Origin of the sequence: Rhizobium sp. SG570 (genome assembly GCF_012275345.1) — a bacterium.
Taxonomy (GTDB): Bacteria; Pseudomonadota; Alphaproteobacteria; order Rhizobiales; family Rhizobiaceae; genus Rhizobium; species Rhizobium lusitanum.
Genome location: NZ_JAAZQI010000006.1, coordinates 131,669 through 151,449 on the forward strand (window position 1 = coordinate 131,669; position 19,781 = coordinate 151,449).

At 61.8% G+C, this 19,781-nt stretch carries 24 protein-coding genes; 13 read left to right on the top strand and 11 right to left on the bottom strand.

Annotated elements, in window-relative coordinates:
• Nucleotides 1-122: 122 nt before the first annotated feature.
• Nucleotides 123-1,706, bottom strand: coding sequence for a peptide chain release factor 3 (locus FHT28_RS14420; RefSeq protein ID WP_168596568.1), 1,584 nt, complete (start codon nucleotides 1,704-1,706; stop codon nucleotides 123-125).
• A 90-nt stretch (nucleotides 1,707-1,796) separates the two neighbouring features.
• Here FHT28_RS14420 and dut point away from each other — a divergent pair, with 90 nt between their 5' ends.
• Together dut and FHT28_RS14430 are read left to right on the top strand one after the other, a co-directional pair.
• The gene (dut, locus tag FHT28_RS14425; protein WP_037202928.1) at nucleotides 1,797-2,267 is read left to right on the top strand and encodes a dUTP diphosphatase; all 471 of its coding nucleotides are present in this window, start codon (nucleotides 1,797-1,799) and stop codon (nucleotides 2,265-2,267) included.
• 116 nt (nucleotides 2,268-2,383) lie between these two features.
• Complete coding sequence (locus tag FHT28_RS14430; protein WP_348644985.1) at nucleotides 2,384-3,160, top strand: GNAT family N-acetyltransferase; 777 nt, start codon at nucleotides 2,384-2,386, stop codon at nucleotides 3,158-3,160.
• Here FHT28_RS14430 and FHT28_RS14435 read toward each other — a convergent pair.
• Nucleotides 3,157-3,621, bottom strand: coding sequence for an Lrp/AsnC family transcriptional regulator (locus FHT28_RS14435; protein WP_168596569.1), 465 nt, complete (start codon nucleotides 3,619-3,621; stop codon nucleotides 3,157-3,159). The genes FHT28_RS14430 and FHT28_RS14435 overlap by 4 nt on opposite strands.
• A gap of 108 nt (nucleotides 3,622-3,729) precedes the next feature.
• Here FHT28_RS14435 and FHT28_RS14440 point away from each other — a divergent pair, with 108 nt between their 5' ends.
• Both FHT28_RS14440 and FHT28_RS14445 read left to right on the top strand, forming a co-directional pair.
• The gene (locus tag FHT28_RS14440; protein WP_168596570.1) at nucleotides 3,730-4,644 is read left to right on the top strand and encodes a DMT family transporter; all 915 of its coding nucleotides are present in this window, start codon (nucleotides 3,730-3,732) and stop codon (nucleotides 4,642-4,644) included.
• Nucleotides 4,641-4,943 carry an NIPSNAP family protein gene (locus FHT28_RS14445; RefSeq protein WP_037202923.1) on the top strand — a complete coding sequence of 101 codons (303 nt, stop codon included), beginning with the start codon at nucleotides 4,641-4,643 and terminating at the stop codon, nucleotides 4,941-4,943. Before FHT28_RS14440 ends, FHT28_RS14445 begins: the two co-directional genes overlap by 4 nt.
• Before the next feature lie 2 nt (nucleotides 4,944-4,945).
• Here the strand turns inward: FHT28_RS14445 and FHT28_RS14450 are convergent, their stop codons facing one another.
• From FHT28_RS14450 to FHT28_RS14460, 3 genes are read right to left on the bottom strand one after another with little or no spacing between them, the layout of a single operon-like run.
• Nucleotides 4,946-5,578, bottom strand: coding sequence for a hypothetical protein (locus tag FHT28_RS14450; protein ID WP_168596571.1), 633 nt, complete (start codon nucleotides 5,576-5,578; stop codon nucleotides 4,946-4,948).
• Entirely contained in the window at nucleotides 5,578-6,210 is a 633-nt protein-coding gene (locus FHT28_RS14455; protein WP_037202919.1) for a LysE family translocator, read from the bottom strand. Before FHT28_RS14455 ends, FHT28_RS14450 begins: the two co-directional genes overlap by 1 nt.
• A gap of 30 nt (nucleotides 6,211-6,240) precedes the next feature.
• Entirely contained in the window at nucleotides 6,241-6,798 is a 558-nt protein-coding gene (locus tag FHT28_RS14460) for a cysteine hydrolase family protein (protein ID WP_168596572.1), read from the bottom strand.
• Nucleotides 6,799-6,927: 129 nt separating this feature from the next.
• Between FHT28_RS14460 and FHT28_RS14465 the strand changes: the two genes are divergently transcribed.
• Together FHT28_RS14465 and cysK are read left to right on the top strand one after the other, a co-directional pair.
• Nucleotides 6,928-7,545, top strand: a complete 618-nt coding sequence (locus FHT28_RS14465; RefSeq protein WP_168596573.1) for a LysE family translocator — start codon at nucleotides 6,928-6,930, stop codon at nucleotides 7,543-7,545.
• A 136-nt stretch (nucleotides 7,546-7,681) separates the two neighbouring features.
• Nucleotides 7,682-8,650, top strand: coding sequence for a cysteine synthase A (cysK, locus tag FHT28_RS14470; protein WP_047556278.1), 969 nt, complete (start codon nucleotides 7,682-7,684; stop codon nucleotides 8,648-8,650).
• 72 nt (nucleotides 8,651-8,722) lie between these two features.
• Here the strand turns inward: cysK and FHT28_RS14475 are convergent, their stop codons facing one another.
• The 6 genes from FHT28_RS14475 to rsmI all read right to left on the bottom strand — a co-directional run bounded on the left by FHT28_RS14475 (nucleotide 8,723) and on the right by rsmI (nucleotide 14,447).
• The gene (locus tag FHT28_RS14475; RefSeq protein WP_047556280.1) at nucleotides 8,723-10,255 is read right to left on the bottom strand and encodes a YifB family Mg chelatase-like AAA ATPase; all 1,533 of its coding nucleotides are present in this window, start codon (nucleotides 10,253-10,255) and stop codon (nucleotides 8,723-8,725) included.
• 186 nt (nucleotides 10,256-10,441) lie between these two features.
• A complete protein-coding gene (gshB, locus tag FHT28_RS14480) occupies nucleotides 10,442-11,389 on the bottom strand; it encodes a glutathione synthase (protein WP_047556282.1) in 948 nt (315 codons plus the stop codon).
• Nucleotides 11,390-11,482: 93 nt separating this feature from the next.
• A complete protein-coding gene (locus FHT28_RS14485; protein ID WP_173410299.1) occupies nucleotides 11,483-11,983 on the bottom strand; it encodes a cupin domain-containing protein in 501 nt (166 codons plus the stop codon).
• A gap of 96 nt (nucleotides 11,984-12,079) precedes the next feature.
• Nucleotides 12,080-13,075, bottom strand: coding sequence for an endonuclease/exonuclease/phosphatase family protein (locus tag FHT28_RS14490; RefSeq protein WP_168596574.1), 996 nt, complete (start codon nucleotides 13,073-13,075; stop codon nucleotides 12,080-12,082).
• A 102-nt stretch (nucleotides 13,076-13,177) separates the two neighbouring features.
• The gene (locus FHT28_RS14495) at nucleotides 13,178-13,546 is read right to left on the bottom strand and encodes a YraN family protein (protein WP_047556286.1); all 369 of its coding nucleotides are present in this window, start codon (nucleotides 13,544-13,546) and stop codon (nucleotides 13,178-13,180) included.
• Entirely contained in the window at nucleotides 13,539-14,447 is a 909-nt protein-coding gene (rsmI, locus tag FHT28_RS14500) for a 16S rRNA (cytidine(1402)-2'-O)-methyltransferase (protein WP_168596575.1), read from the bottom strand. Before rsmI ends, FHT28_RS14495 begins: the two co-directional genes overlap by 8 nt.
• A 251-nt stretch (nucleotides 14,448-14,698) precedes the next feature.
• Between rsmI and dnaN the strand changes: the two genes are divergently transcribed.
• The 7 genes from dnaN (at nucleotide 14,699) to FHT28_RS14535 (ending at nucleotide 19,723) form a co-directional block, all read left to right on the top strand.
• A complete protein-coding gene (gene dnaN, locus FHT28_RS14505; protein WP_037197359.1) occupies nucleotides 14,699-15,817 on the top strand; it encodes a DNA polymerase III subunit beta in 1,119 nt (372 codons plus the stop codon).
• Between the two features lie 161 nt (nucleotides 15,818-15,978).
• A complete protein-coding gene (gene pmtA / locus FHT28_RS14510) occupies nucleotides 15,979-16,572 on the top strand; it encodes a phospholipid N-methyltransferase PmtA (protein WP_168596576.1) in 594 nt (197 codons plus the stop codon).
• Nucleotides 16,573-16,581: 9 nt separating this feature from the next.
• A complete protein-coding gene (locus FHT28_RS14515) occupies nucleotides 16,582-17,169 on the top strand; it encodes a histidine phosphatase family protein (protein WP_168596577.1) in 588 nt (195 codons plus the stop codon).
• Between the two features lies 1 nt (nucleotide 17,170).
• Nucleotides 17,171-17,863 (top strand): orotidine-5'-phosphate decarboxylase, encoded by a 693-nt coding sequence (pyrF, locus tag FHT28_RS14520; RefSeq protein WP_047556294.1) that lies wholly within the window; start codon nucleotides 17,171-17,173, stop codon nucleotides 17,861-17,863.
• A gap of 27 nt (nucleotides 17,864-17,890) precedes the next feature.
• Nucleotides 17,891-18,178 carry a DUF1330 domain-containing protein gene (locus FHT28_RS14525; RefSeq protein ID WP_037197315.1) on the top strand — a complete coding sequence of 96 codons (288 nt, stop codon included), beginning with the start codon at nucleotides 17,891-17,893 and terminating at the stop codon, nucleotides 18,176-18,178.
• Between the two features lie 111 nt (nucleotides 18,179-18,289).
• Nucleotides 18,290-19,270, top strand: a complete 981-nt coding sequence (locus FHT28_RS14530; protein WP_168596578.1) for a complex I NDUFA9 subunit family protein — start codon at nucleotides 18,290-18,292, stop codon at nucleotides 19,268-19,270.
• A gap of 288 nt (nucleotides 19,271-19,558) precedes the next feature.
• Nucleotides 19,559-19,723: a hypothetical protein gene (locus tag FHT28_RS14535; protein WP_037197313.1), complete on the top strand. Its 165-nt coding sequence runs from the start codon at nucleotides 19,559-19,561 to the stop codon at nucleotides 19,721-19,723.
• Nucleotides 19,724-19,781 lie beyond the last annotated feature (58 nt).

A 19,781-nucleotide genomic window follows, 5' to 3' on the forward strand; every position in this document is an offset into this window, starting at 1 on the left:
GCACTATGGCATAGCGCTATATTGGATGGAACATCGCGACAACACTATTCCAAAGCCAAACACGTCGAACCGATGAACGCCGCTCAGTAGAGCGGACAGCGGCAGAGCAATGGTCGCAAATATCACGCCGCCTTGACGGCGTGATATTCCTTGATGGCGACCATTTTGATAGCCGGATAACGTTCTGCCTCGTATCGCAGGGAGAAACCATCCTGGGCGAGGAAAACCGGGTCACCGTCGAGATCGCGGGCGATATCGCCGCGGCGGGCGGTCACGAATTTTTCGAGGTCGGCCGCCTGGTCGGCGGATACCCAGCGGCAGACGGAGAAACGCGACATCTCGAAGGAAACCGGCAGGCCGTATTCCCCCATCAGCCGCTCCTTCAGCACGTCGAGCTGCAGTGCACCGACGACGCCGACGATGGCGGGCGAGCCGTCTTCCGGCGAGAAGAGCTGTACGACGCCTTCCTCGGCCATCTGCTGCAGCGCTTCCTTGAGCTTCTTCGCCTTCATGGCATCCTCGAGACGCACGCGGCGCAGGATTTCCGGCGAGAAATTCGGCACGCCCTGGAAGACCAGCGGTTCGCCTTCCGTCAGCGTATCGCCGATGCGGAGCGTGCCGTGGTTGGGAATACCGACGACGTCACCGGCATAGGCCGTATCTGCAAGCTGGCGCTGCGAGGCGAAGAAGAATTGCGGCGCGGTCAGGCCGAGCTGCTTGCCAGTGCGCGACAGACGCGCCTTCATGCCGCGCTCCAGCTTGCCCGAGCAGATGCGCGCAAAGGCGATGCGGTCTCGGTGGTTCGGATCCATATTGGCCTGGATCTTGAAGACGAAGGCCGTCATCTTGTCGTCGGTTGCGTGAACCGTCCTGATATCGGCGACCTGATCGCGCGGCGGCGGCGCGAATTCGCCGAGCGCATTGATGAGATCGCGAACGCCGAAATTGCGCAACGCCGAGCCGAAGAAGACCGGCGTCATATGACCTTCGAGGAACGATTGCCGATCGAAGGGACGGCAGGCTTCGATCGCCAGTTCCGTTTCGTCGATGAAGGCCTGCCGCTCGTTTTCCGGTAGCCTGTCGGCAACGGCTTGCGGGCCGTTGACGTGGGTCGGTTCGATTTCCCTGTCTGAGCCGCGCACGGTGTTGTCGGCCAGATGATAGGAGCCGCAAAAGCTCTTCGCCCGGCCGATCGGCCAGGTGATCGGCGCCGTGTCCAGCGCCAGCTTTTCTTCCACCTCATCGAGAATTTCGAAGGGATCGCGGCTTTCGCGGTCCATCTTGTTGATGAAGGTGATGATCGGGATATCGCGCATGCGGCAGACTTCGAACAACTTCAGCGTCCGCGGCTCGATGCCCTTGGCGGCATCGATGACCATGACGGCGGCGTCGACGGCGGTGAGCGTGCGATAGGTGTCGTCGGCGAAGTCTTCGTGGCCGGGCGTATCGAGAATGTTGAAGACATTGCCTTCATATTCGAAGGTCATGACCGAGGTGACGACCGAGATACCGCGCTCGCGCTCGATCTTCATCCAGTCGGAGCGCGTCTGGATGCGATCCTTCTTCGCCTTGACCTCGCCGGCAAGCTGAATGGCGCCGCCGAACAGCAGCAGCTTTTCGGTGAGCGTCGTCTTGCCCGCGTCCGGGTGAGCGATAATAGCGAATGTGCGGCGGCGGGAGACCGCCTCGGCGAGACTTTCGGCCATGCGTGTGAATCCTGTGAATTGCGGCGTATCTAGCGTTTCAGAGGCTGGATTGCAATTGACCTTGGCCGTTCGAGCGCAAACTAATGCCGCATGACCATTCACACAGACACCCGTCCGACCCTGAACCTTATCCGCCTGCCGCATGGCGAAGGCCTTGATATGCCCGCCTATGAGACCAAGGGCGCAGCCGGCATGGATCTGCGCGCAGCCCTCAAGGACGGCGTAACGCTGACGCTCGCTCCCGGCAAACGGGCGCTCGTTCCATCAGGCTTTATCTTCGAGATTCCGGAAGGCTATGAGGCGCAGATCCGCCCGCGCTCCGGCCTTGCATTCAAGCACGGCATCACCTGCCTGAATTCGCCCGGCACCATAGACAGCGACTATCGCGGCGAAGTGAACGCTCTACTGGTCAATCTTGGCGAAGAGCCGTTCGAGATCACGCGCGGTATGCGAATCGCTCAGATGGTCATCGCTCCGGTCACGCAAGTGCGTGTTGCGGAGATCACCGAAGTCAGCGAGACCGCGCGCGGCGCCGGCGGCTTCGGCTCCACCGGCGTGTGATGACGGATCCCGCCGGACAGCATGGCCTGACGCTTCGCCAGAACTATTTTGCAGATCCCCTCGCCTGAAAGGGGCTAGTCGATCTTTTGCAAGACACGTTTTCCATCGACGTCGGCATGCAAGATCAATTCGGCGGTCCTGATCCCAGCAGCATGCCGTTCGGCTATTTCGATGCCGACGGTCGCTGCGTCGCCAACTTCAGCGCCTTCTCCATGCCGATGATGATCAATGGCCGTGCCATCAAAGCGGCGGGCTATCAATCCGGTGCGGTTCGGCCCGAATGGCGCGAACGCGGCCTTTATCGCAACCTCATGCAGCGCGCCTTTGATCGAACCTCAGCCGAGGGTTACGAACTCGATCTCCTGCTCACCGACAAGCCGGCGCTGTATGAGCGTTACGGTTTTCGAACCCTGCCGCAGCATGTCTTCATTGCGCAGGCGCCGAAGCCCCAGAAATCCGACTGGACTGCCCGGCAGCTCTCCTTGGAAGCGCCTGATGATCTGCGCCTGATCAAGACGCTTCTACAAGGTCGGCAGCCGGTTTCCGCCCGTTTTGCCGTCATCAGGCAGATGGAGATGTTTTTGCTGAATGCCTGCTTCAATCCTGCGATCCGCCTGACGGCAATCGGGGATGAGGCGGTGATTGCATGGACATTTGATGGCGCAACTTTCTGGCTTCTCGATGTAGCGGGAACGGCCATTCCGTCCCTGTCGATCATTTTGTCCGCGCTTGATCTCCAACCCGATCGCATCGAGATCTGCTTTTGTCCGGATCGCCTGGATTGCGAGGTATCGCTGGAGCCTTATGAGGGCTACACGATGCTGATGGTGCGCGGCAAAGCGGCAGACGATATTGCCGGGCCGCTCATGCTCTCGCCCATGGCGGAATTTTAGCGCGAAAGCGGCGGCAGGCGCCGCTTGACCGGCGTTGCCTTGATCATCGACGTATTCGTCTCCGCCCGCTCGGTGATCTTGTCGAGAATGCCGTCTAGCTCGCCCATGGAGCGCACCACCAGGCGGCCGATGAAGCAATCATCGCCGGTCACCTTGTCGCATTCGATGAATTCCGGCGTTTCCTGAATGATCCGCTCGACGACGTGCAGTTGCCCGGGCAGAGGCCGGATGCGGACAATCGCCTGCATGGGGTAACCGATCGCCTCCGGCGCGATATCCACCGTGAAAGCCGAAATGATCCCGCGCTCTTCCAGCCGACGCAGCCGCTCCGCAGCACTCGGCGACGAGAGGCCGGCCGCCTCCGCCAGCTCCTTCAAGGAGATCCGGGCGTTGCGCGCCAGCGCCTCCAGCATCCGCTGGTCCGTCTCATCAAGATCGATCGCCGCATTAGGCACACCCATGTTTTGTCCTTATATAATTAGGAAAAATAGCCGTAATTCCTTATCTAAACTATATCATTAAGGCTTCCCTGGCAATATTATTTGCTCCCACAAGCGGGAGCCATGGCAATGAGCGAGATAAGACGCGGTACGATGGAAATGACGGCGGCCATGCTGATTTCGGGGACGATCGGCTGGTTCGTTCTGATGTCGGGGCAGGCGGTGACCGGCGTGGTATTCTGGCGCTGCCTCTTCGGGGCGATGACGCTTCTCGTCGTCTGCGCGGCCATGGGCCTGCTGCGCCCCGGCATGCTCAACGCGAAAACATTTTCGATCGCCGTTGCCGGCGGGGTCGCCATCGTCCTCAACTGGCTGCTGCTTTTCGCTGCTTATTCGCACGCCTCGATCTCGATCGCCACGACCGTCTACAACACGCAGCCCTTCATGCTTCTCGGGCTCGGCGCGCTATTCCTCGGCGAAAAGATCACGCTCACAAAGCTCTTCTGGCTCGGCCTCGCCTTTGCAGGCATGGTCGTCATCGTCGAGGGCAAGCCGACGGAAACGGGCGGCGCGGCAAGCTATGCGATCGGCATCCTGCTCTCGCTGAGTGCTGCCTTCTTCTACGCGCTGGCGGCAATTGCCGCGAAATGGCTGAAGGGTACGCCGCCGCACCTGATCGCGCTTATCCAGGTCTCCACCGGCGTCCTGATGCTTATTCCCTTCACAGATTTCGCCGCCGTCCCGCGTGATGCCGGCGGATGGTCCATCCTCGTCACCATGGGCATCGTCCATACCGGACTGATGTACGTGCTGCTCTACGGCGCCATCCAGAGGCTGCCAACACACCTTACCGGCGCGCTGTCCTTCATCTATCCGATCGCCGCCATCGTCGTCGATCGCCTCGCCTTCGGCCATGTGCTCGGCGTCACGCAGATCACCGGTGCCGTCGTCATTCTGGGGGCTGCGGCGGGCATGAATCTCGGCTGGACGATCCCCCTGCCCCGTCCTAAAAGCGGGCGTCTATCAAAGGGAACAGCCAAATGATCACCTGCTATCTGCGCTATACGATCGATCCCTACAAGCTCGCCCAATTCGAACATTACGCCAAGCTCTGGATCCCGCTCGTCAACCGGCTGGGCGGCACGCATCACGGCTATTTCATGCCGCATGAAGGTGCCAATAACATCGCGCTGGCGCTGTTCAGCTTCCCGAGCCTTGCCGCCTACGAGAACTATCGGCAAGAGATGGCCGAGGATGCGGAATGCCGCGCCGCCTTTGCCTATGGCGAAGAAACGCGCTGCATCGTCAGCTATGAACGCAGCTTCATGCGGCCGGTCTTCTAGGCTTATTTGGCTGGTTGCCGGCAGGTTTCCGGCTGGCCGTCGAGACCCTCGGTCAGTTTCTCGAAACTCGCGCTCGGCTTCGCCCCGTCTCCGCCGAGATGCAGGACATAGAGACTGTCGAAATCCTTGCCATGCCATTTCGGCACCGCCTTGGCGTCACCGCCGTTCTCACTCATCAATTGACGGGCGAGATCGACAATCTGCTTGTGCTCCCAGGCGACGAAGATCAGCTTGCCGGCATAATCAGGCTTTTCGAGCGCGGCCTTCAGGCCGTCGATATCCTCATAGCCGAAGCTGGTATCGACCGGCAGCCCGAGTGCGATGGCGGTGGGCTCGATGGTCGCGAGCGGGCGCACATAATCGTAGGAGGCGCCGGAGTCTTCCTTCCGTTTCGATGGATCGGGCGCAAAGATCGCTGAGGGATGACCGAAGAGCCGCGTCAGCACTGGTGGCAAGGCGAGCGCGCGGTTAAGCCCCTGACAGCTCAGCTGCCCGAGACCGGCCTCCGGCTTTTCACCATGGCGCAGGAAAACGATCGTGCGCGTCGTCGTCTCCGCCGCAGAAGCCGCGGAGACAAAACCGCATGATGCGAGTGCAAGCAAGCCTGCGGCCAGCCGCAGCGGAAGCCTCCGCATCAACGCTGCGCTTCGAAAGCCATACGAACGGCAAGGCCCGCCAGCACCGTGCCCATCAACCAGCGCTGCACCAGCGCGAAGGACGGGCGGCGGACGAAGAACAGCGCGACGGAACCGGCGGTCAGCGCGAAAATGGCATTGAAGGTCAGGCTGACGGCAATGTGGACGAAGCCGAAGACGACGGATTGCGTGAAGACGCTGCCGTTGGCGGGATCGATGAACTGCGGCAGCAGCGAAAGATAAAGCACTGCGACCTTCGGGTTCAGCAGACTGGTCACCAGTCCCATCGAAAACAGCCGGCGCTTGCTGTCCTTCGGCAGCTCGCGCACCTGAAAGGCGGAACGACCGCCGGGCTTCAGCGCATTCCAGGCCAGCCAAGCGAGATAGGCGGCGCCTGCCAGGCGCAATGCATCATAGGCGAAGGGCACGGCGAGGACGAAAGCGGTGATGCCGAGCGCGGCCGAGAGCATGTAGAAGACGAAGCCCAAGGCCACGCCGCCGAGCGAGATCAGCCCTGCCGCCGGCCCCTGCGAGATCGATCGCGACACCAGATAGATCATATTCGGCCCGGGGGTCAAAACCATGCCGAGAGCGATCAAGGCAAAGGCGATCATGCTGGTCAGATGCGGCATCGGGGAGCTCCGGCGGCGGGATGAAGGAATTCAGAAGAGAATTTCGCTGGACGCGATCAAGTTGATTTCATGCGGCCCGGCATCGAAGCCGTCAAGCAGCATATTGTGATGGGAGACAATCTCTTCGAATGCCAGCTTGCCCATGTCAGCAGTGGTGTGACCATCCGAGATCAGCGAGACGTCGAAGCCGAGAGAAACGGCGCGGCGCGCTGTCGTGTCCACGCAGAATTGCGTCATGCAGCCGCCGATGAAAAGACTGGTAACGCCTCGGGCCCGCAGCTTCGCCTCGAGATCGGTTTCGAAGAAGGAATCGCAGCTCGCCTTGTGCACCACCACATCGCCGGCCTCGGGGGCGATTTCCCGGCGCAATTGCCAGCCTTCGCTGCGCTTGACCAGGCGATGACCCGGACCGCCATCATGCTGGACGATGAAGGCCGGGATGCCGGCGGCACGCGCCCTGTGCTTCAGCGCCGCAAGCTTTGCGACGACCGCCTCCAGCGCCGCATCGATCGCCGGCTGCCGGCCCGGCTTGCCGAGGCCGGTCAGGATGGAATTCTGAAGATCGATCAGGAGCAATGCAGCAGACATGATATCCTTGGGCAAAGCGGTTTCGACGCGCCGTTAACTCCTTGGTAATCTGTTCGCAGCATCAGCGCAATCGCTTGAAAACGCAAAGGTGGTGCGATAGAGCAAGCACCATCTGAGGAGGAAATTGCCATGACGCTTGCATCCCTGCTCGCCTATTGCGGCGCTCTCTTCATCGCCGCGGCAATTCCCGGCCCGGGCATTACGGCGATCGTGGCCCGCGCGCTCGGCTCCGGCTTCCGCGAGACCTTCTTCATGGGCCTTGGCCTCGTGCTCGGCGACACCATCTATCTGACGGCAGTCGTCCTTGGCCTTGCCTTCGTGGCGCAGACCTTTACCGAGGTCTTTCTCGTCATCAAGATCGCCGGCGCCCTCTATCTCGGCTATATCGCCTGGAAGCTCTGGACCGCCGGTCTGCTGTCGACCGATGTCGTGGCGAAGAAATCGAACGGTGCCGGCATGGCCTTTCTCTCGGGCTTGCTGGTGACGCTCGGCAACCCGAAGACCATGCTCTTCTATGTCGCGCTCGTGCCGACGCTCATCGACATCGGCAGTATCGGCCTGCGTGAATATGCCATGCTGCTGGCTGCAACCTTCATCGTTCTTCTGGTCGTCCTCGTGCCCTACATGCTGCTTGCCTCGCGGGCTCGAACCTTCCTGAAGAAGCCAAGAGCCCTGCAGATATTGAACAGGGTCGCCGCCAGCATTCTCGCCGGCACGGCCGCCTTTATCGCCGCCCGCGCGGCCTGAAAAAACCTTCTCTGAAGAGGCCTCTTGAGAGATTCTTTTCTCACGGGCGACAAGCCGGGAGAATGAGCGCACTCTGGTTTCCGCAGGCGTTTGATCCTATTGTCACTCCACAATTCAAATATAGGGAGAGCTACCCATGTCCGACACCCGCAAACCAGGCCGCGGCCGCGTCTACGCCTCGATCACCGAGACCATCGGCGATACGCCGATCGTCCGTCTCGACAAGCTGGCGAAGGAGAAGGGCGTCAAGGCCAACCTCCTGGCAAAGCTCGAATTCTTCAATCCGATCGCTTCCGTGAAGGACCGCATCGGCGTTGCCATGATCGAGAGCCTGGAAAGCCAGGGCAAGATCGCTCCCGGCAGGACCGTGCTGATCGAGCCGACGTCAGGCAATACCGGCATCGCGCTCGCCTTCGCCGCCGCCGCCAAGGGCTACAAGCTGATCCTCACCATGCCGGAGACCATGTCGATCGAACGCCGCAAGATGCTGGCGCTGCTCGGCGCCGAACTGGTGCTGACCGAAGGGCCGAAAGGCATGAAGGGCGCCATCGCCAAGGCGGAGGAACTGGCCGCAACGCTGCCGGACGCCATCATTCCGCAGCAGTTCGAAAACCCGGCCAATCCGGAAATCCATCGCAAGACGACGGCCGAGGAAATCTGGAACGACACAGAGGGCAAGGTGGATATCTTCGTGTCCGGCATCGGGACTGGCGGCACGATCACCGGCGTCGGCCAGGTGCTGAAGGCCCGCAATCCTGACGTCAAGGTCATCGCTGTCGAGCCGGCGGATTCACCGGTTCTTTCGGGCGGCAATCCCGGCCCACACAAGATCCAGGGCATCGGCGCCGGCTTCGCGCCGAAGATCCTCGACACCCATGTCTATGACGAGGTGGTCACCGTCACCAATGACGAGGCTTTCCAGCTGGCCCGGCTCGTGGCGAAGCTCGAAGGCGTGCCGGTCGGTATCTCCTCGGGTGCTGCGCTGACGGCAGCCATCAAGGTCGGCCAGCGCCCGGAAAACGAAGGCAAGACCATCGTCGTCATCATACCCTCCTTCGCCGAACGTTATCTCTCGACGGCGCTGTTCGAAGGTTTGGGCGGCTGACAAGACCTACCCCCTTACCAAGCATTCAGAGGGCGCCGCGGCGCCCTTTGTCATTTCTGGTCCTTGCGGGTTTCACGCAGCCGCGGTCAGCCGCTCGCCAGCAATGCGATAGGAGATGGCTTCGGCCAGATGAATGCGCCCGACGGTCGGCTTGTCGTCGAGATCGGCGAGCGTGCGCGCCACCTTGAGGATGCGGTGATAGCCGCGAGCCGAAAACTTCATCTTCTCCGCCGCATCCCGCAGCAATTGCAGGCCGGCGGCATCCGGCTCGGCGATGGTTTCGATCATCGCGGTCGAGCAGCGGGCATTGGTGACGATCCCCTTCATGCCGGCGCTCTCGAAACGCTCTCGCTGCCGCTCCCGGGCGCGAGCAACACGCAACGCAACATCGGCGCTCTTTTCCGCCGTCGTCGGCCGGATCAGATCGGCGGCGGAAACGGCGGGCACGTCGATGCGAATATCGATGCGATCAAGCAAGGGGCCGGAAATGCGTCCCTGATAATCGCTCACGCAGCGCGGCCCGCGGGCGCAGGTGTGGCCCGGTTCGCCGGCCATGCCGCATCGGCAAGGGTTCATCGCCGCGACGAGCTGGATGGCGGCGGGGTAGGAAACGCGATGGTTCGCGCGGGCGATGACGCATTCGCCGGTCTCCAGCGGCTGGCGCAACGCATCGAGCGCCTGCGGTGAGAACTCCGGCAGCTCATCGAGAAAGAGAATGCCGTGATGGGCGAGCGAGGCCTCACCGGGCCTGGCGCGCAGACCACCGCCGACGAGCGCTGCCATGGTGGCGGAATGATGCGGCGCGCGATAGGGCCGCCGGTCGGAGAGCTTGCCGCCCGAAAGCTGGCCTGCGACGGAATGGATCATCGACACTTCGAGCAGTTCCGCCGTCGACAATGGCGGCAATATCGACGGCAGGCGCGAGGCGAGCATCGACTTGCCGGAACCGGGCGGGCCAACGAAAAGCAGATTGTGACCGCCTGCTGCCGCCACTTCCAGCGCGCGCTTGGCGCTCTCCTGCCCCTTGATGTCGGCAAGATCGGGCAGATTGGCGGCGGCGGCGCGGATCGACGGCTCCGGGCGGGACAGGACCTGTGTGCCGCGGAAATGATTGGCGAGCGCGATCAGGCTGCGGGGCGCGAGAATATCGATCTCCTTGCCCGCCCAGGCGGCTTCCGGCCCGCTCTCGGCGGGGCAGATCAGCCCCTTGCCCACGGCATTGGCGGCGATCGCCGCCGGTAAGGCGCCCGCGACGGGAGCAATCGTGCCATCGAGGTTGAGCTCGCCGATGACGGCATAGGAGGATAGTGCATCGGCCGGGATTGCGCCGAGGGCTGCCATCAGGCCGAGAGCGATGGCAAGATCGAAGTGACTGCCTTCTTTCGGCAGGTCTGCCGGCGCAAGGTTGACCGTCACCTTCTTCGGCGGCAGCGCCAGGCCGGAGGCGTGGAGTGCGGCCTGGACCCGTTCGCGGCTTTCGGCCACCGCCTTGTCAGGCAGGCCGACGATGTGCATCAGCACCTTGCCCGGCGCGATCATCACTTGAACCTCGACGGGCACGCCCTCGATACCCTGAAACGCAACCGTACTGACGCGCGCCACCATGCCCTGCCCCCTGTCATCGGACTCGTTTGCCGCTACTTGCCCTGACCAGCAAACTATGGGTTGCAATCTGGCACAAGACAAGGAATGAAACAAGAACAATAAATGAACATAGACATCATAAATCGGCCGGCGACCAAGCGCCGGCTTCTCAGGTCATGGGCTGGAATGAGTGGACAGATCCGCCGATCAGGCCCGCTTGGATTCGATCGCGTCCCAGAGCAGGCTGGCGATATCGGCGCCGCCGAAACGCTTCACTTCGCGGATGCCTGTCGGCGAGGTGACGTTGATCTCGGTCATATAGTCGCCGATGACATCGATGCCGACGAGCAGGAAGCCGCGGGCCTTCAGCGCCGGACCGATGCGGGCGCAGATTTCCTGTTCGCGCGCCGTCAGCTCGGTGGCCTCGGCGCGACCGCCGACGTGCATGTTGGAGCGGCTGTCATGTTCGGCCGGCACGCGGTTGATCGCGCCGACAGGCTCGCCGTCGACGAGGATAATGCGCTTGTCGCCCTTGCGCACGTCAGGCAGGTATTGCTGGGCGATGAAGGGCTCGCGGAAGAGCTGGCCGAACATTTCAAGCAGAGATGACAAATTACGGTCGTCGCGCGTCGAGTGGAAAACGCCGGCGCCGCCATTGCCGTAAAGCGGCTTCAGGATGATGTCGCCCATCTCCTCGCGGAAGCGGCGGATTTCGCCGGCATCGCGGGTGATCAGCGTCTTCGGCATCAGATCGGCGAATTCGGTGACGAAAATCTTTTCCGGCGAGTTGCGCACCCAGGCGGGATCGTTGACGACGAGGGTCTTCGGATGGATGCGCTCCAAGAGATGCGTCGAGGTGATATAGGCCATGTCGAAGGGCGGATCCTGGCGAAGCAACACCACATCCATGGTTGAGAGATCGACACGTTCCGGCTCGCCAAGCTCGAAATGATCGCCCTTGACGTCACGCAGGATCATCGGCTCGACGGAGGCATAGACCTTGCCGTCGCGCATGCTCAGCTGTTCCGGCGTATAATGGAAAAGTTTGTAGCCGCGGTTCTGGGCCTCGAGGCTCATGGCGAAGGTCGAATCGCCCGCAATGTTGATGCCCCGGACATGGTCCATCTGGACCGCGACATTCCTAATCTTCGCCATAGTCAGCCCTCGCTCGAATTCGCGGACAGATGTAGGTCGGCCCGCCTTCAAACGCAACGGCTATTCAAGAGCTTCCGCAGAGGCTCGCCGCGCTCAGGCTGCAAGACCCTGGGTGCCGCCCTGCCTGACGAGATTGCGCAGGCGATAGGCCATGGTCAACGGCTTCGGGAACGGCTTGCGGCAGAAGGCCACCTTGCGCAGATAGCGATCGATGCGCCACGTCGCCCATGTGCCGCCGGCAAAATAGGCGACGTCTCCGGCATTGAGCGTGCGTTCGACGCCGTCCTCCGTGGTGATATGCACCTCGCCTTCGAGGATCATCACCGTTTCGTCCCAGCCGAAGTACCAGCGAAACTCGCCCGCCGTGCAATCCCACAGCGCCGTCAGCGCGGCATCGTCCTGCCCGCGCGAATGCTCGGCAATGCGGGCGACCGGCGCGCCGGCCACAATCCAGGACGGTTCGATCGGCGCCGGTTTCATTTCCATCTCACCGGCAGAACCGGCCACGAAGTTCTTCGATTGTGGCAATGCCACCACCGGAGCGGCACGAACCGCGAATGCGGCCATGCTCGCCAACATCAATTTCAAGACCATGCAATCCCCCAATTCCATGCGCGTCACGACCTTCATGGCATGGAAGAGGTAACGGCGCGGTTCAGGAAAAACCTCGCATTTTAACGGTTGCAACGATCAGGCAGCAAAACCCTCGATGGTGCAGACGATCATGTCATGATCGGAAAGCGGCTTGCCGTCCTCGTTCAGCGAGGAAACGAGATGGCTTTCGCTGATCTTCAGGCCCCGGCTCAGGAACCAGTCGAGCTTCATGGCGCGATCGGGAAAGCGGGTGATAAGGCTTGGGCGCGTGCTTGTCTGATCGAGCGGGCCGCCATGGCATTCGAAGCCGCGGCTCTCAGCCATGGCGAAGAGAGTATCGGTCGAGAAGTCGCCGCCGGTATGATTGCCGGTGTTGAGATCGCCGCCGATCAGGATCGGAAGGCCGGGCGCAAAGGCCTCGACGGCGTCGATCAGCGCCGCCGTCTGCCGCTCGCGATAGGCAGCAGTTGCCACACTTTCGAGATGGACCGAAACGGCGACGAAAGAGCCGGCCTCGGTTCCGACGATCGCGCCGACGGCGCAGCGATCGCCGACACGCGGCTGCTCATTGTCGTCATTGAACCAGACGGCTTCACCCGGCAACCGGAAGAGGAAAGCATCCGTGGGGGCAACGGAAGCCATCAAAGCATTGCCGTGAAAGCCTTTTTCGTTGAAGTCGTCACGGCAGTAGGAACGCTCGATTTCCGAGCCGAGACTGAGTTCCAGGAATTCGACGCCATAGGCGTAGTTCATGGCAAGTTCGCCGGCGATGACGGCGGTCGGGTCACGCTGCTCGGTGCGGGCCATGCCGTAGTCCATCTCCGAAAGCAGCACCAGCGGCGCTTCAGTCGTCCGCAGCTTGGCCGCGGCTTCCTCCGGAAAAAGGCAACGTTCGAGGTTCCAGGCCGCGACCGTGAAGGGGAAGGACAAAGCGCCAGTCTTCGCCGCAGCGCCGCCGATCCGCACCGTATTCATGCAGGCAAGCGATGCCAGGACAGCAGCGTGAACGGCCGGCGTCTTTTCGAGCGATATGAAGCTTTTGCGCTCCTCTTGCGAAGGAACGGAGAAAGCGGAAACGGTGCTGCGGATCATGGGGAAGCCTGTCGAAACGAGATGAAGAGCGCCGGCGAAAAGATCGCGAACGCGTTTCGCCCGCCAATAGGCTGATTTTGTGACGTTCCTGTAACGCTGTCCTCAAAAGGCATCCGGAAAATGCCGCGGCCAGCGTCCGGGCAGCATGGCGACGATGTCGTAGCGTTGCGACAGACGGGCGAAATCCGGTTGCCGCGCCAGCCAGAGGTCGCTGGCGGCGCGGATGCGCTTTTGCGAAGAGAAGGAAACGGCGTCGATCGCCTCCTGCGCGCCTCGCCTGGACTTGACCTCGACGAAGACGGCGAGATCGCCCTTGCGGGCCACGATGTCTATCTCTCCAAGCTTGGTGCGATGACGGACGGCCAGGATGCGATAACCTTTGAAGAGCAGAAAGGCCGCCGCCAGATATTCGGCCACATGGCCGCGCCGCCAGGCCTTCTGCCGTTTCAGCCTTTCGTCCGGCTCACCCATGCGGCCCCTTCATGTCGAGAAGCCGTTGATAAAGCTCCTTGCGCGGCAGGCCGGTCAGCCGGGCGGCTTCCGCTGCGGCCTTCGCCGTCGGCATTGTTCCCGCGAGGTCGGCAAGGATGGCATCGACATCAGCCTCGGCCGTCACGCTCTCCGCCGGCGGGCCGACGAGCCAGACGATTTCGCCCTTGACGTTGTCGACCTTGTCGTAAAAGGCGGCGAGGTCGGCGAGCGACCCGCGGCGGAATTCCTCGAAGGTCTTGGTGAGCTCGCGGCAGACGGCGGCTGGGCGTTCGGTCCCGAGCACATCGGCGGCGGCGGCAAGCGTGGCGGCGATACGATGCGGCGATTCAAAGAAGATAAGGGTCGCGGGGATGCCCGCAAGCTCCGCCAGCCGGTCCCTCTTGCCCTTGTCTTTCGCTGGCAGAAAGCCGGCAAAAAAGAAGGCATCGTTGGGCAGGCCGGAGCCGACGAGAGCCGCCAGCGGCGCCGAGGCGCCCGGAATCGGAACGACCTTGTATCCCGCCTCAATGGCTTGCCGGGCCAGCCTATAGCCGGGATCGGAGACGAGCGGTGTGCCGGCGTCGGAGACCAGCGCCACTGAACGGCCGGCCTCCAGCGCCTGCAGCAGACGCGGCCCTGCTTCATCGGCATTGTGCTCATGATAGGCATAAGGCCTGTTCTGGATGCCGTAGCGATCGAGCAGGACGCGGGTGACGCGGGTATCCTCGCAGGCCAGAACATCGGCGCCCGCCAGCGTCTCCAGCGCCCTCAACGTGATATCGCCGAGATTGCCGATCGGCGTGGCGACAAGGTAGAGCGCCGGTTCGAGAGGACGGGCTGGAACCGTGGTATTATGCAGGCGGAAACTGCGCGCCCCGCCGCTTGAATGGTCTTCGTTCATGCCTGTCCTGAATTCGCCTCGGATTCATCGCCTTTATGGGCGAGGCTCGGCCCGACGGCAAGAGCGGTGCAAATCCTGTGAGCATTGTCGGCCAAATGTTCAATTGGCACGCGACAAACGCCCCATGCCTCTTGCATTCGCATGCTGAAGTCTGCCATTTTGCCCGTCCAATCTTTCGGGCCTCGTCCGAAAACATGTCATTCGGGCGCTTCGGGCCGCCCGGAAAGTCACGGTCGAAAGCGGTAGCATCCATGCGTATTACAATTGAGCGGTCGAACCTCCTGAAGTCGCTGAACCACGTGCATCGCGTGGTCGAGCGTCGCAATACGATCCCGATCCTGTCCAACGTGCTGCTGAAGGCCGAGGGCGCAAGCCTCGACATGAAGGCGACGGACCTCGATCTCGAAATCACCGAGGCGACGCCCGCCAATGTCGAGCAGGCCGGCGCCACCACCGTGCCGGCGCACCTGCTCTACGATATCGTGCGCAAGCTGTCCGACGGATCGGAAGTGCTTCTCGCCACCAACCCCGACGGCAGCTCCATGACGGTTGCCTCCGGCCGGTCGAAATTCTCGCTGCAATGCCTGCCGGAATCCGATTTTCCGGATCTCACCGCCGGCAGCTTCAGCCATTCCTTCAAGCTGAAGGCGGCGGATCTGAAGATGCTGATCGACCGGACGCAGTTCGCGATCTCCACCGAAGAGACCCGTTATTACCTCAACGGCATCTTTTTCCACACGATCGAAAGCGATGGCGACCTGAAGCTGAGGGCCGTCGCCACCGATGGCCATCGCCTTGCCCGCGCCGATGTCACCGCCCCTTCGGGCTCCGAAGGCATGCCTGGCATCATCATCCCGCGCAAGACGGTCGGCGAGTTGCAGAAGCTGGTGGACACGCCGGATGCGATCGTGACCGTCGAGGTCTCCGACGCCAAGATCCGCCTCACGATCGGGTCCATCGTCATGACATCGAAGCTGATCGACGGCACCTTCCCCGATTACCAGCGGGTCATACCGACCAACAACGACAAGGAAATGCGGGTCGATTGCCAGTCCTTCGCCCAGGCCGTCGATCGTGTGTCGACCATTTCTTCGGAGCGCGGCCGCGCGGTGAAGCTGGCGCTGTCCGACGGCCAGCTGCTGCTGACGGTCAACAATCCGGATTCGGGAAGTGCGACGGAAGAAGTGGCTGTCGGCTACGAGATGGATCCGATGGAAATCGGCTTCAACGCCAAATATCTGCTCGATATCACGGCGCAACTCTCGGGCGAATCGGCGGTATTCCTGCTTGCCGACGCCGGCTCGCCGACCCTCATTCGCGATACGGCCGGCGACGACGCGCTGTATGTTCTGATGCCGATGCGCGTCTGACGAAACCAAAGCGCCCTTTCATGCGTTTCTCAGACGCAAAGGGCGCTTTTATTTTTTCCTTTGTGGATTGCGACATTTTCTCTTGTTATTGCGTCATCGCATTGCAAGATTCGCGATAAGCGGTATGTAAGTCGCGACCATAACATCTGGTGGGGGAGAGCATGGCGTTGCGTCTCAAGGAACGGCTGGGCAAGAAATTCGACGAGGAGATCCGTTTCTTCAAGGGCATGATGCAGGGACCGAAGACAGTCGGTTCGATCGCCCCGACGTCCTCGATCACCGCCCGCAAGATGGCGAGCATCATCAACACGCAATCCGGGCTGCCGGTGCTGGAATTAGGCCCGGGTACGGGAGCCATCACCAAGGCAATCCTGGCGCGCGACGTTGAGCCCCAGAACCTCGTCGCCATCGAATATTCCACCGACTTCTACAATCACCTCGTCAAGCTCTATCCCGGCGTCCATTTCATCAATGGCGATGCCTTCGATCTCGACAAGACGCTCGGCGTCCTGCGCGGCCAGACGTTCGATTCCGTCGTGTCAGGCATTCCGCTCCTTAATTTCCCGATGCAGGCGCGTGTCGCGCTGCTGGAGAGCCTGCTGGACCGCATGCCGCCTGGCCGTCCCGTCGTGCAGATCTCCTATGGGCCGGTCTCGCCGATCATCGCCAAGCCGGATCGCTACCACATCCGCCACTTCGACTTCATCGTCCGCAATATTCCGCCGGCCCAGCTCTGGATCTACAGCCGCGGTTGAGGCAATCCCATGTACGCCCTCTATGTCACGCACCCCCAGGTGCGCATCGATCCGGACGTTCCCGTGCCGCAATGGGGACTTTCCTCGATCGGCGCGGCAAGAGCACGCTTGGCGGCGACACACCCCTGGGCGCACAGGCTCGGCCTGATCGTCTCCAGCGGCGAACGCAAGGCGATAGAAACAGCCGAAATTCTCGCGGCCACAAGCGGTGCATCGGTCGAAATCATCGAGACCATGCATGAAAACGACCGCAGCGCCACGGGCTTCCTGACCCCGCCGGAATTCGAGAAGGCGGCGGACTGGTTCTTTGCCCATCCGCACGAGAGCTTCAAAGGCTGGGAGCGTGCCATCGATGCGCAGGCGAGGATCGTCTCCAATGTCGATGCCGTACTTTCGCGGCATGATCCGCAGGTGCCGATCGCCTTCGTCGGGCATGGCGGCGTCGGCACGCTGCTGAAATGCCATCTGGAAGGAAAGCCGATCGCGCGGCAGGCCGATCAGCCTCCCGGCGGCGGCAATCTTTTCTGTTTCGATCTTGCGAAGCGTGTCGTCTCATGCGACTGGACACCCATGGAAGATTGGATGGGATGGGCTTGAGATGACCGCACGCGACCGCTTGATCGTTGGACTGGATGTCCCAAACCTTCAGGAGGCCGAAAAAGTGGTCGGCGCCCTCGGCGACGATATCCTCTACTACAAGATCGGCTATCAGCTCGCCTTTGCCGGCGGCCTGGAATTCGCGCGCGATCTCGCCGCCGACGGCAAGAGGATCTTCCTCGATATGAAGCTGCTCGACATCGACAACACAGTGGCCTCCGGCGTCGAGAACATCGTCAAGATGGGCATGTCGATGCTGACGCTGCATGCCTATCCAAAGGCAATGAAAGCGGCCGTCGCCGCAGCCAAGGGATCGGATCTTTGCCTGCTCGGCGTCACCGTGTTGACGTCGATGGACGAAGAGGATCTGATTGCCGCCGGCTATGAATATGATCCGCATACGCTGGTGCTGCGCCGCGCCGAGCAGGCGCGTCTCGCCGGCATGGGCGGCATCGTCTGTTCGGCCGAGGAGGCAGCCGCCGTGCGCAAGATCATCGGCCCGGACATGGCGCTGGTAACTCCCGGCATCCGGCCTGATGGTAGCGACAAGGGCGACCAGAAGCGTGTGATGACGCCGGCCGCCGCCATCAAGGCCGGTTCGAGCCATCTCGTCGTCGCCCGGCCCATCGTCAAGGCAGCCGATCCCAAGGAGGCGGCCCGGGCCATCCTCGCCGAGATCGACGCCGCACTCTAGATCATTACGGGAAACAGGGAGGCAATTATGGCAAAGGGATACTGGATTGCACGCGTCGATGTTCGCGACCTCGAGCGCTACAAGGACTACGTCGCCGGCGCCAAGCCGGCTTTCGAGAAATACGGTGCGAATTTCCTTGCCCGTGGTGGTGCATTCACCCCGCTTGAGGGGCAGGCCCGCGGCCGCAACGTCGTCATCGAATTTCCGTCGCTGCAACATGCCGTCGATTGCTACAACTCGCCGGAATACCAGGCGGCCGCCAAAATCCGCCATGAAGTAGCGGATGCGGAAATGGTCGTCGTCGAAGGGATTTGATCCCTTCGAAATGTGACGCTGCGATGCAGCGCGATAGCACTTCACCTCGGCGCTCCGATCGGTTAAGACGAAATCAGATCAGCCCAATCAAAGCCTTTCGAGGAGCCTGCCATGACCCTGTCCGACCTCCCGCCGCTCGTTACCGTGTTCGGAGGATCAGGCTTCATCGGGCGGCATGTGGTGCGCACGCTTGCCAAGCGTGGCTATCGCATCCGCGTCGCCGTACGCCGTCCCGACCTTGCCGGTTTCCTGGTGCCGGCCGGTAATCTCGGCCAGATTTCGATCGTCCAGGCCAATGTGCGCTATCGCAATTCCATCGACCGCGCCGTCGAAGGCGCGCAGCATGTCGTCAACTGCGTCGGTATCCTGGCCGAAAGCGGCCGCAACACCTTCGACGCCGTGCAGGAATTCGGCGCCAAGGCCATCACTGAGGCCGCGCGCGGCGTCGGCGCTTCGCTGACGCATATTTCCGCGCTCGGCGCCAATGCCAATTCCGCTTCGGCCTATGCCCGCACCAAGGCCCGCGCCGAGGCAGCCATCCTGTCGATCAAGCCGGATGCAGTGATCATGCGGCCTTCGATCGTCTTCGGACCTGAAGATGGCTTCTTCAACAAGTTCGCCGATATGTCGCGCACGGCACCCTTCCTGCCGCTGATCGGCGGCGGCGAGACCAAATTCCAGCCTGTTTATGTCGAAGATGTCGCCGAGGCCGTTGCGCGCAGCGTCGACGGCAAGCTGAAGGCCGGCACGACCTACGAACTGGGCGGCCCGGAAGTGCTTACCTTCCGCGAATGTCTCGAGACCACGCTGTCCGTCATCAACCGGAAGAAGACGCTCGTCTCGATCCCGTTCGCCGTCGCCTCGCTGATCGGCTCGATCGCGTCGCTGGTGCCGCTCATCACGCCGCCGATCACGCCAGACCAGGTCACGCTGCTGAAGAGCGACAATGTCGTTTCCAAGCAGGCCGAGACGGAAGGACGGACGCTGAAGGACATCGGCCTGCTGCCGACGCTGCTCATCTCCGTGCTGCCGTCCTATCTGGTCCGCTATCGTCCGCAGGGTCAGTTCACCGGCTCGGGCAAAGCAGCCTAACGATTCGGCCATTCCACGAAATTCACGCGCCGCCCGGCTTTGCCGAGCGGCGTTTTTTATTGCTCCTTAACGGCAGAAACCTGCTCCAGCAGGCTGGCAGAGCACCGTCATTCACAGCTCAGCGTTGCTCAAAAGACGCAGTGCGGAAATAGTAGCATTAACGTCAAATTTAATATGAACATTTATTGCTATTGCTCATTCCACTGACTAACACAACCGCGCGTCTCAGGCTTGGACAGTGAGCTGGTCTGAGGGGCGCTTCACACTTCTGCGGAAAGGCATTCTTCGATGGGTAAGTCTATCGCGCTTTTGTTTGCGTGCGCGGCATTGGTGATTCTCGCCGGATCCTTCATGGCCCGCGGCAGCATCGCTTCAGTGAAGGGCGAATGTGCGCCGGCCTATGGCGTCGACCCCTGCACGACAGGCTCCATCGGCGCTTCCTCGTCGAACTGATCGAGCATGAAAAAGGCCGGTTCTCACCGGCCCCCATCTTTCTCCAGGATTGCGACGT

Bases quoted from the DNA above. Each gene is read 5' to 3' on its own strand.
- FHT28_RS14535 (WP_037197313.1), top strand. From the start codon at position 19,559: ATGGGTAAGTCTATCGCGCTTTTGTTTGCGTGCGCGGCATTGGTGATT.
- FHT28_RS14485 (WP_173410299.1), bottom strand. From the start codon at position 11,983: ATGGTCTTGAAATTGATGTTGGCGAGCATGGCCGCATTCGCGGTTCGT.
- rsmI (WP_168596575.1), bottom strand. From the start codon at position 14,447: ATGAACGAAGACCATTCAAGCGGCGGGGCGCGCAGTTTCCGCCTGCAT.
- dut (WP_037202928.1), top strand. From the start codon at position 1,797: ATGACCATTCACACAGACACCCGTCCGACCCTGAACCTTATCCGCCTG.
- gshB (WP_047556282.1), bottom strand. From the start codon at position 11,389: ATGGCGAAGATTAGGAATGTCGCGGTCCAGATGGACCATGTCCGGGGC.
- FHT28_RS14495 (WP_047556286.1), bottom strand. From the start codon at position 13,546: ATGGGTGAGCCGGACGAAAGGCTGAAACGGCAGAAGGCCTGGCGGCGC.
- FHT28_RS14430 (WP_348644985.1), top strand. From the start codon at position 2,384: ATGCAAGATCAATTCGGCGGTCCTGATCCCAGCAGCATGCCGTTCGGC.
- FHT28_RS14450 (WP_168596571.1), bottom strand. From the start codon at position 5,578: ATGCGGAGGCTTCCGCTGCGGCTGGCCGCAGGCTTGCTTGCACTCGCA.
- FHT28_RS14525 (WP_037197315.1), top strand. From the start codon at position 17,891: ATGGCAAAGGGATACTGGATTGCACGCGTCGATGTTCGCGACCTCGAG.
- FHT28_RS14475 (WP_047556280.1), bottom strand. From the start codon at position 10,255: ATGGTGGCGCGCGTCAGTACGGTTGCGTTTCAGGGTATCGAGGGCGTG.
- FHT28_RS14440 (WP_168596570.1), top strand. From the start codon at position 3,730: ATGAGCGAGATAAGACGCGGTACGATGGAAATGACGGCGGCCATGCTG.
- FHT28_RS14460 (WP_168596572.1), bottom strand. From the start codon at position 6,798: ATGTCTGCTGCATTGCTCCTGATCGATCTTCAGAATTCCATCCTGACC.
- FHT28_RS14490 (WP_168596574.1), bottom strand. From the start codon at position 13,075: ATGATCCGCAGCACCGTTTCCGCTTTCTCCGTTCCTTCGCAAGAGGAG.
- FHT28_RS14445 (WP_037202923.1), top strand. From the start codon at position 4,641: ATGATCACCTGCTATCTGCGCTATACGATCGATCCCTACAAGCTCGCC.
- pmtA (WP_168596576.1), top strand. From the start codon at position 15,979: ATGGCGTTGCGTCTCAAGGAACGGCTGGGCAAGAAATTCGACGAGGAG.
- FHT28_RS14420 (WP_168596568.1), bottom strand. From the start codon at position 1,706: ATGGCCGAAAGTCTCGCCGAGGCGGTCTCCCGCCGCCGCACATTCGCT.
- pyrF (WP_047556294.1), top strand. From the start codon at position 17,171: ATGACCGCACGCGACCGCTTGATCGTTGGACTGGATGTCCCAAACCTT.
- FHT28_RS14465 (WP_168596573.1), top strand. From the start codon at position 6,928: ATGACGCTTGCATCCCTGCTCGCCTATTGCGGCGCTCTCTTCATCGCC.
- dnaN (WP_037197359.1), top strand. From the start codon at position 14,699: ATGCGTATTACAATTGAGCGGTCGAACCTCCTGAAGTCGCTGAACCAC.
- FHT28_RS14435 (WP_168596569.1), bottom strand. From the start codon at position 3,621: ATGGGTGTGCCTAATGCGGCGATCGATCTTGATGAGACGGACCAGCGG.
- FHT28_RS14455 (WP_037202919.1), bottom strand. From the start codon at position 6,210: ATGCCGCATCTGACCAGCATGATCGCCTTTGCCTTGATCGCTCTCGGC.
- FHT28_RS14530 (WP_168596578.1), top strand. From the start codon at position 18,290: ATGACCCTGTCCGACCTCCCGCCGCTCGTTACCGTGTTCGGAGGATCA.
- FHT28_RS14515 (WP_168596577.1), top strand. From the start codon at position 16,582: ATGTACGCCCTCTATGTCACGCACCCCCAGGTGCGCATCGATCCGGAC.
- cysK (WP_047556278.1), top strand. From the start codon at position 7,682: ATGTCCGACACCCGCAAACCAGGCCGCGGCCGCGTCTACGCCTCGATC.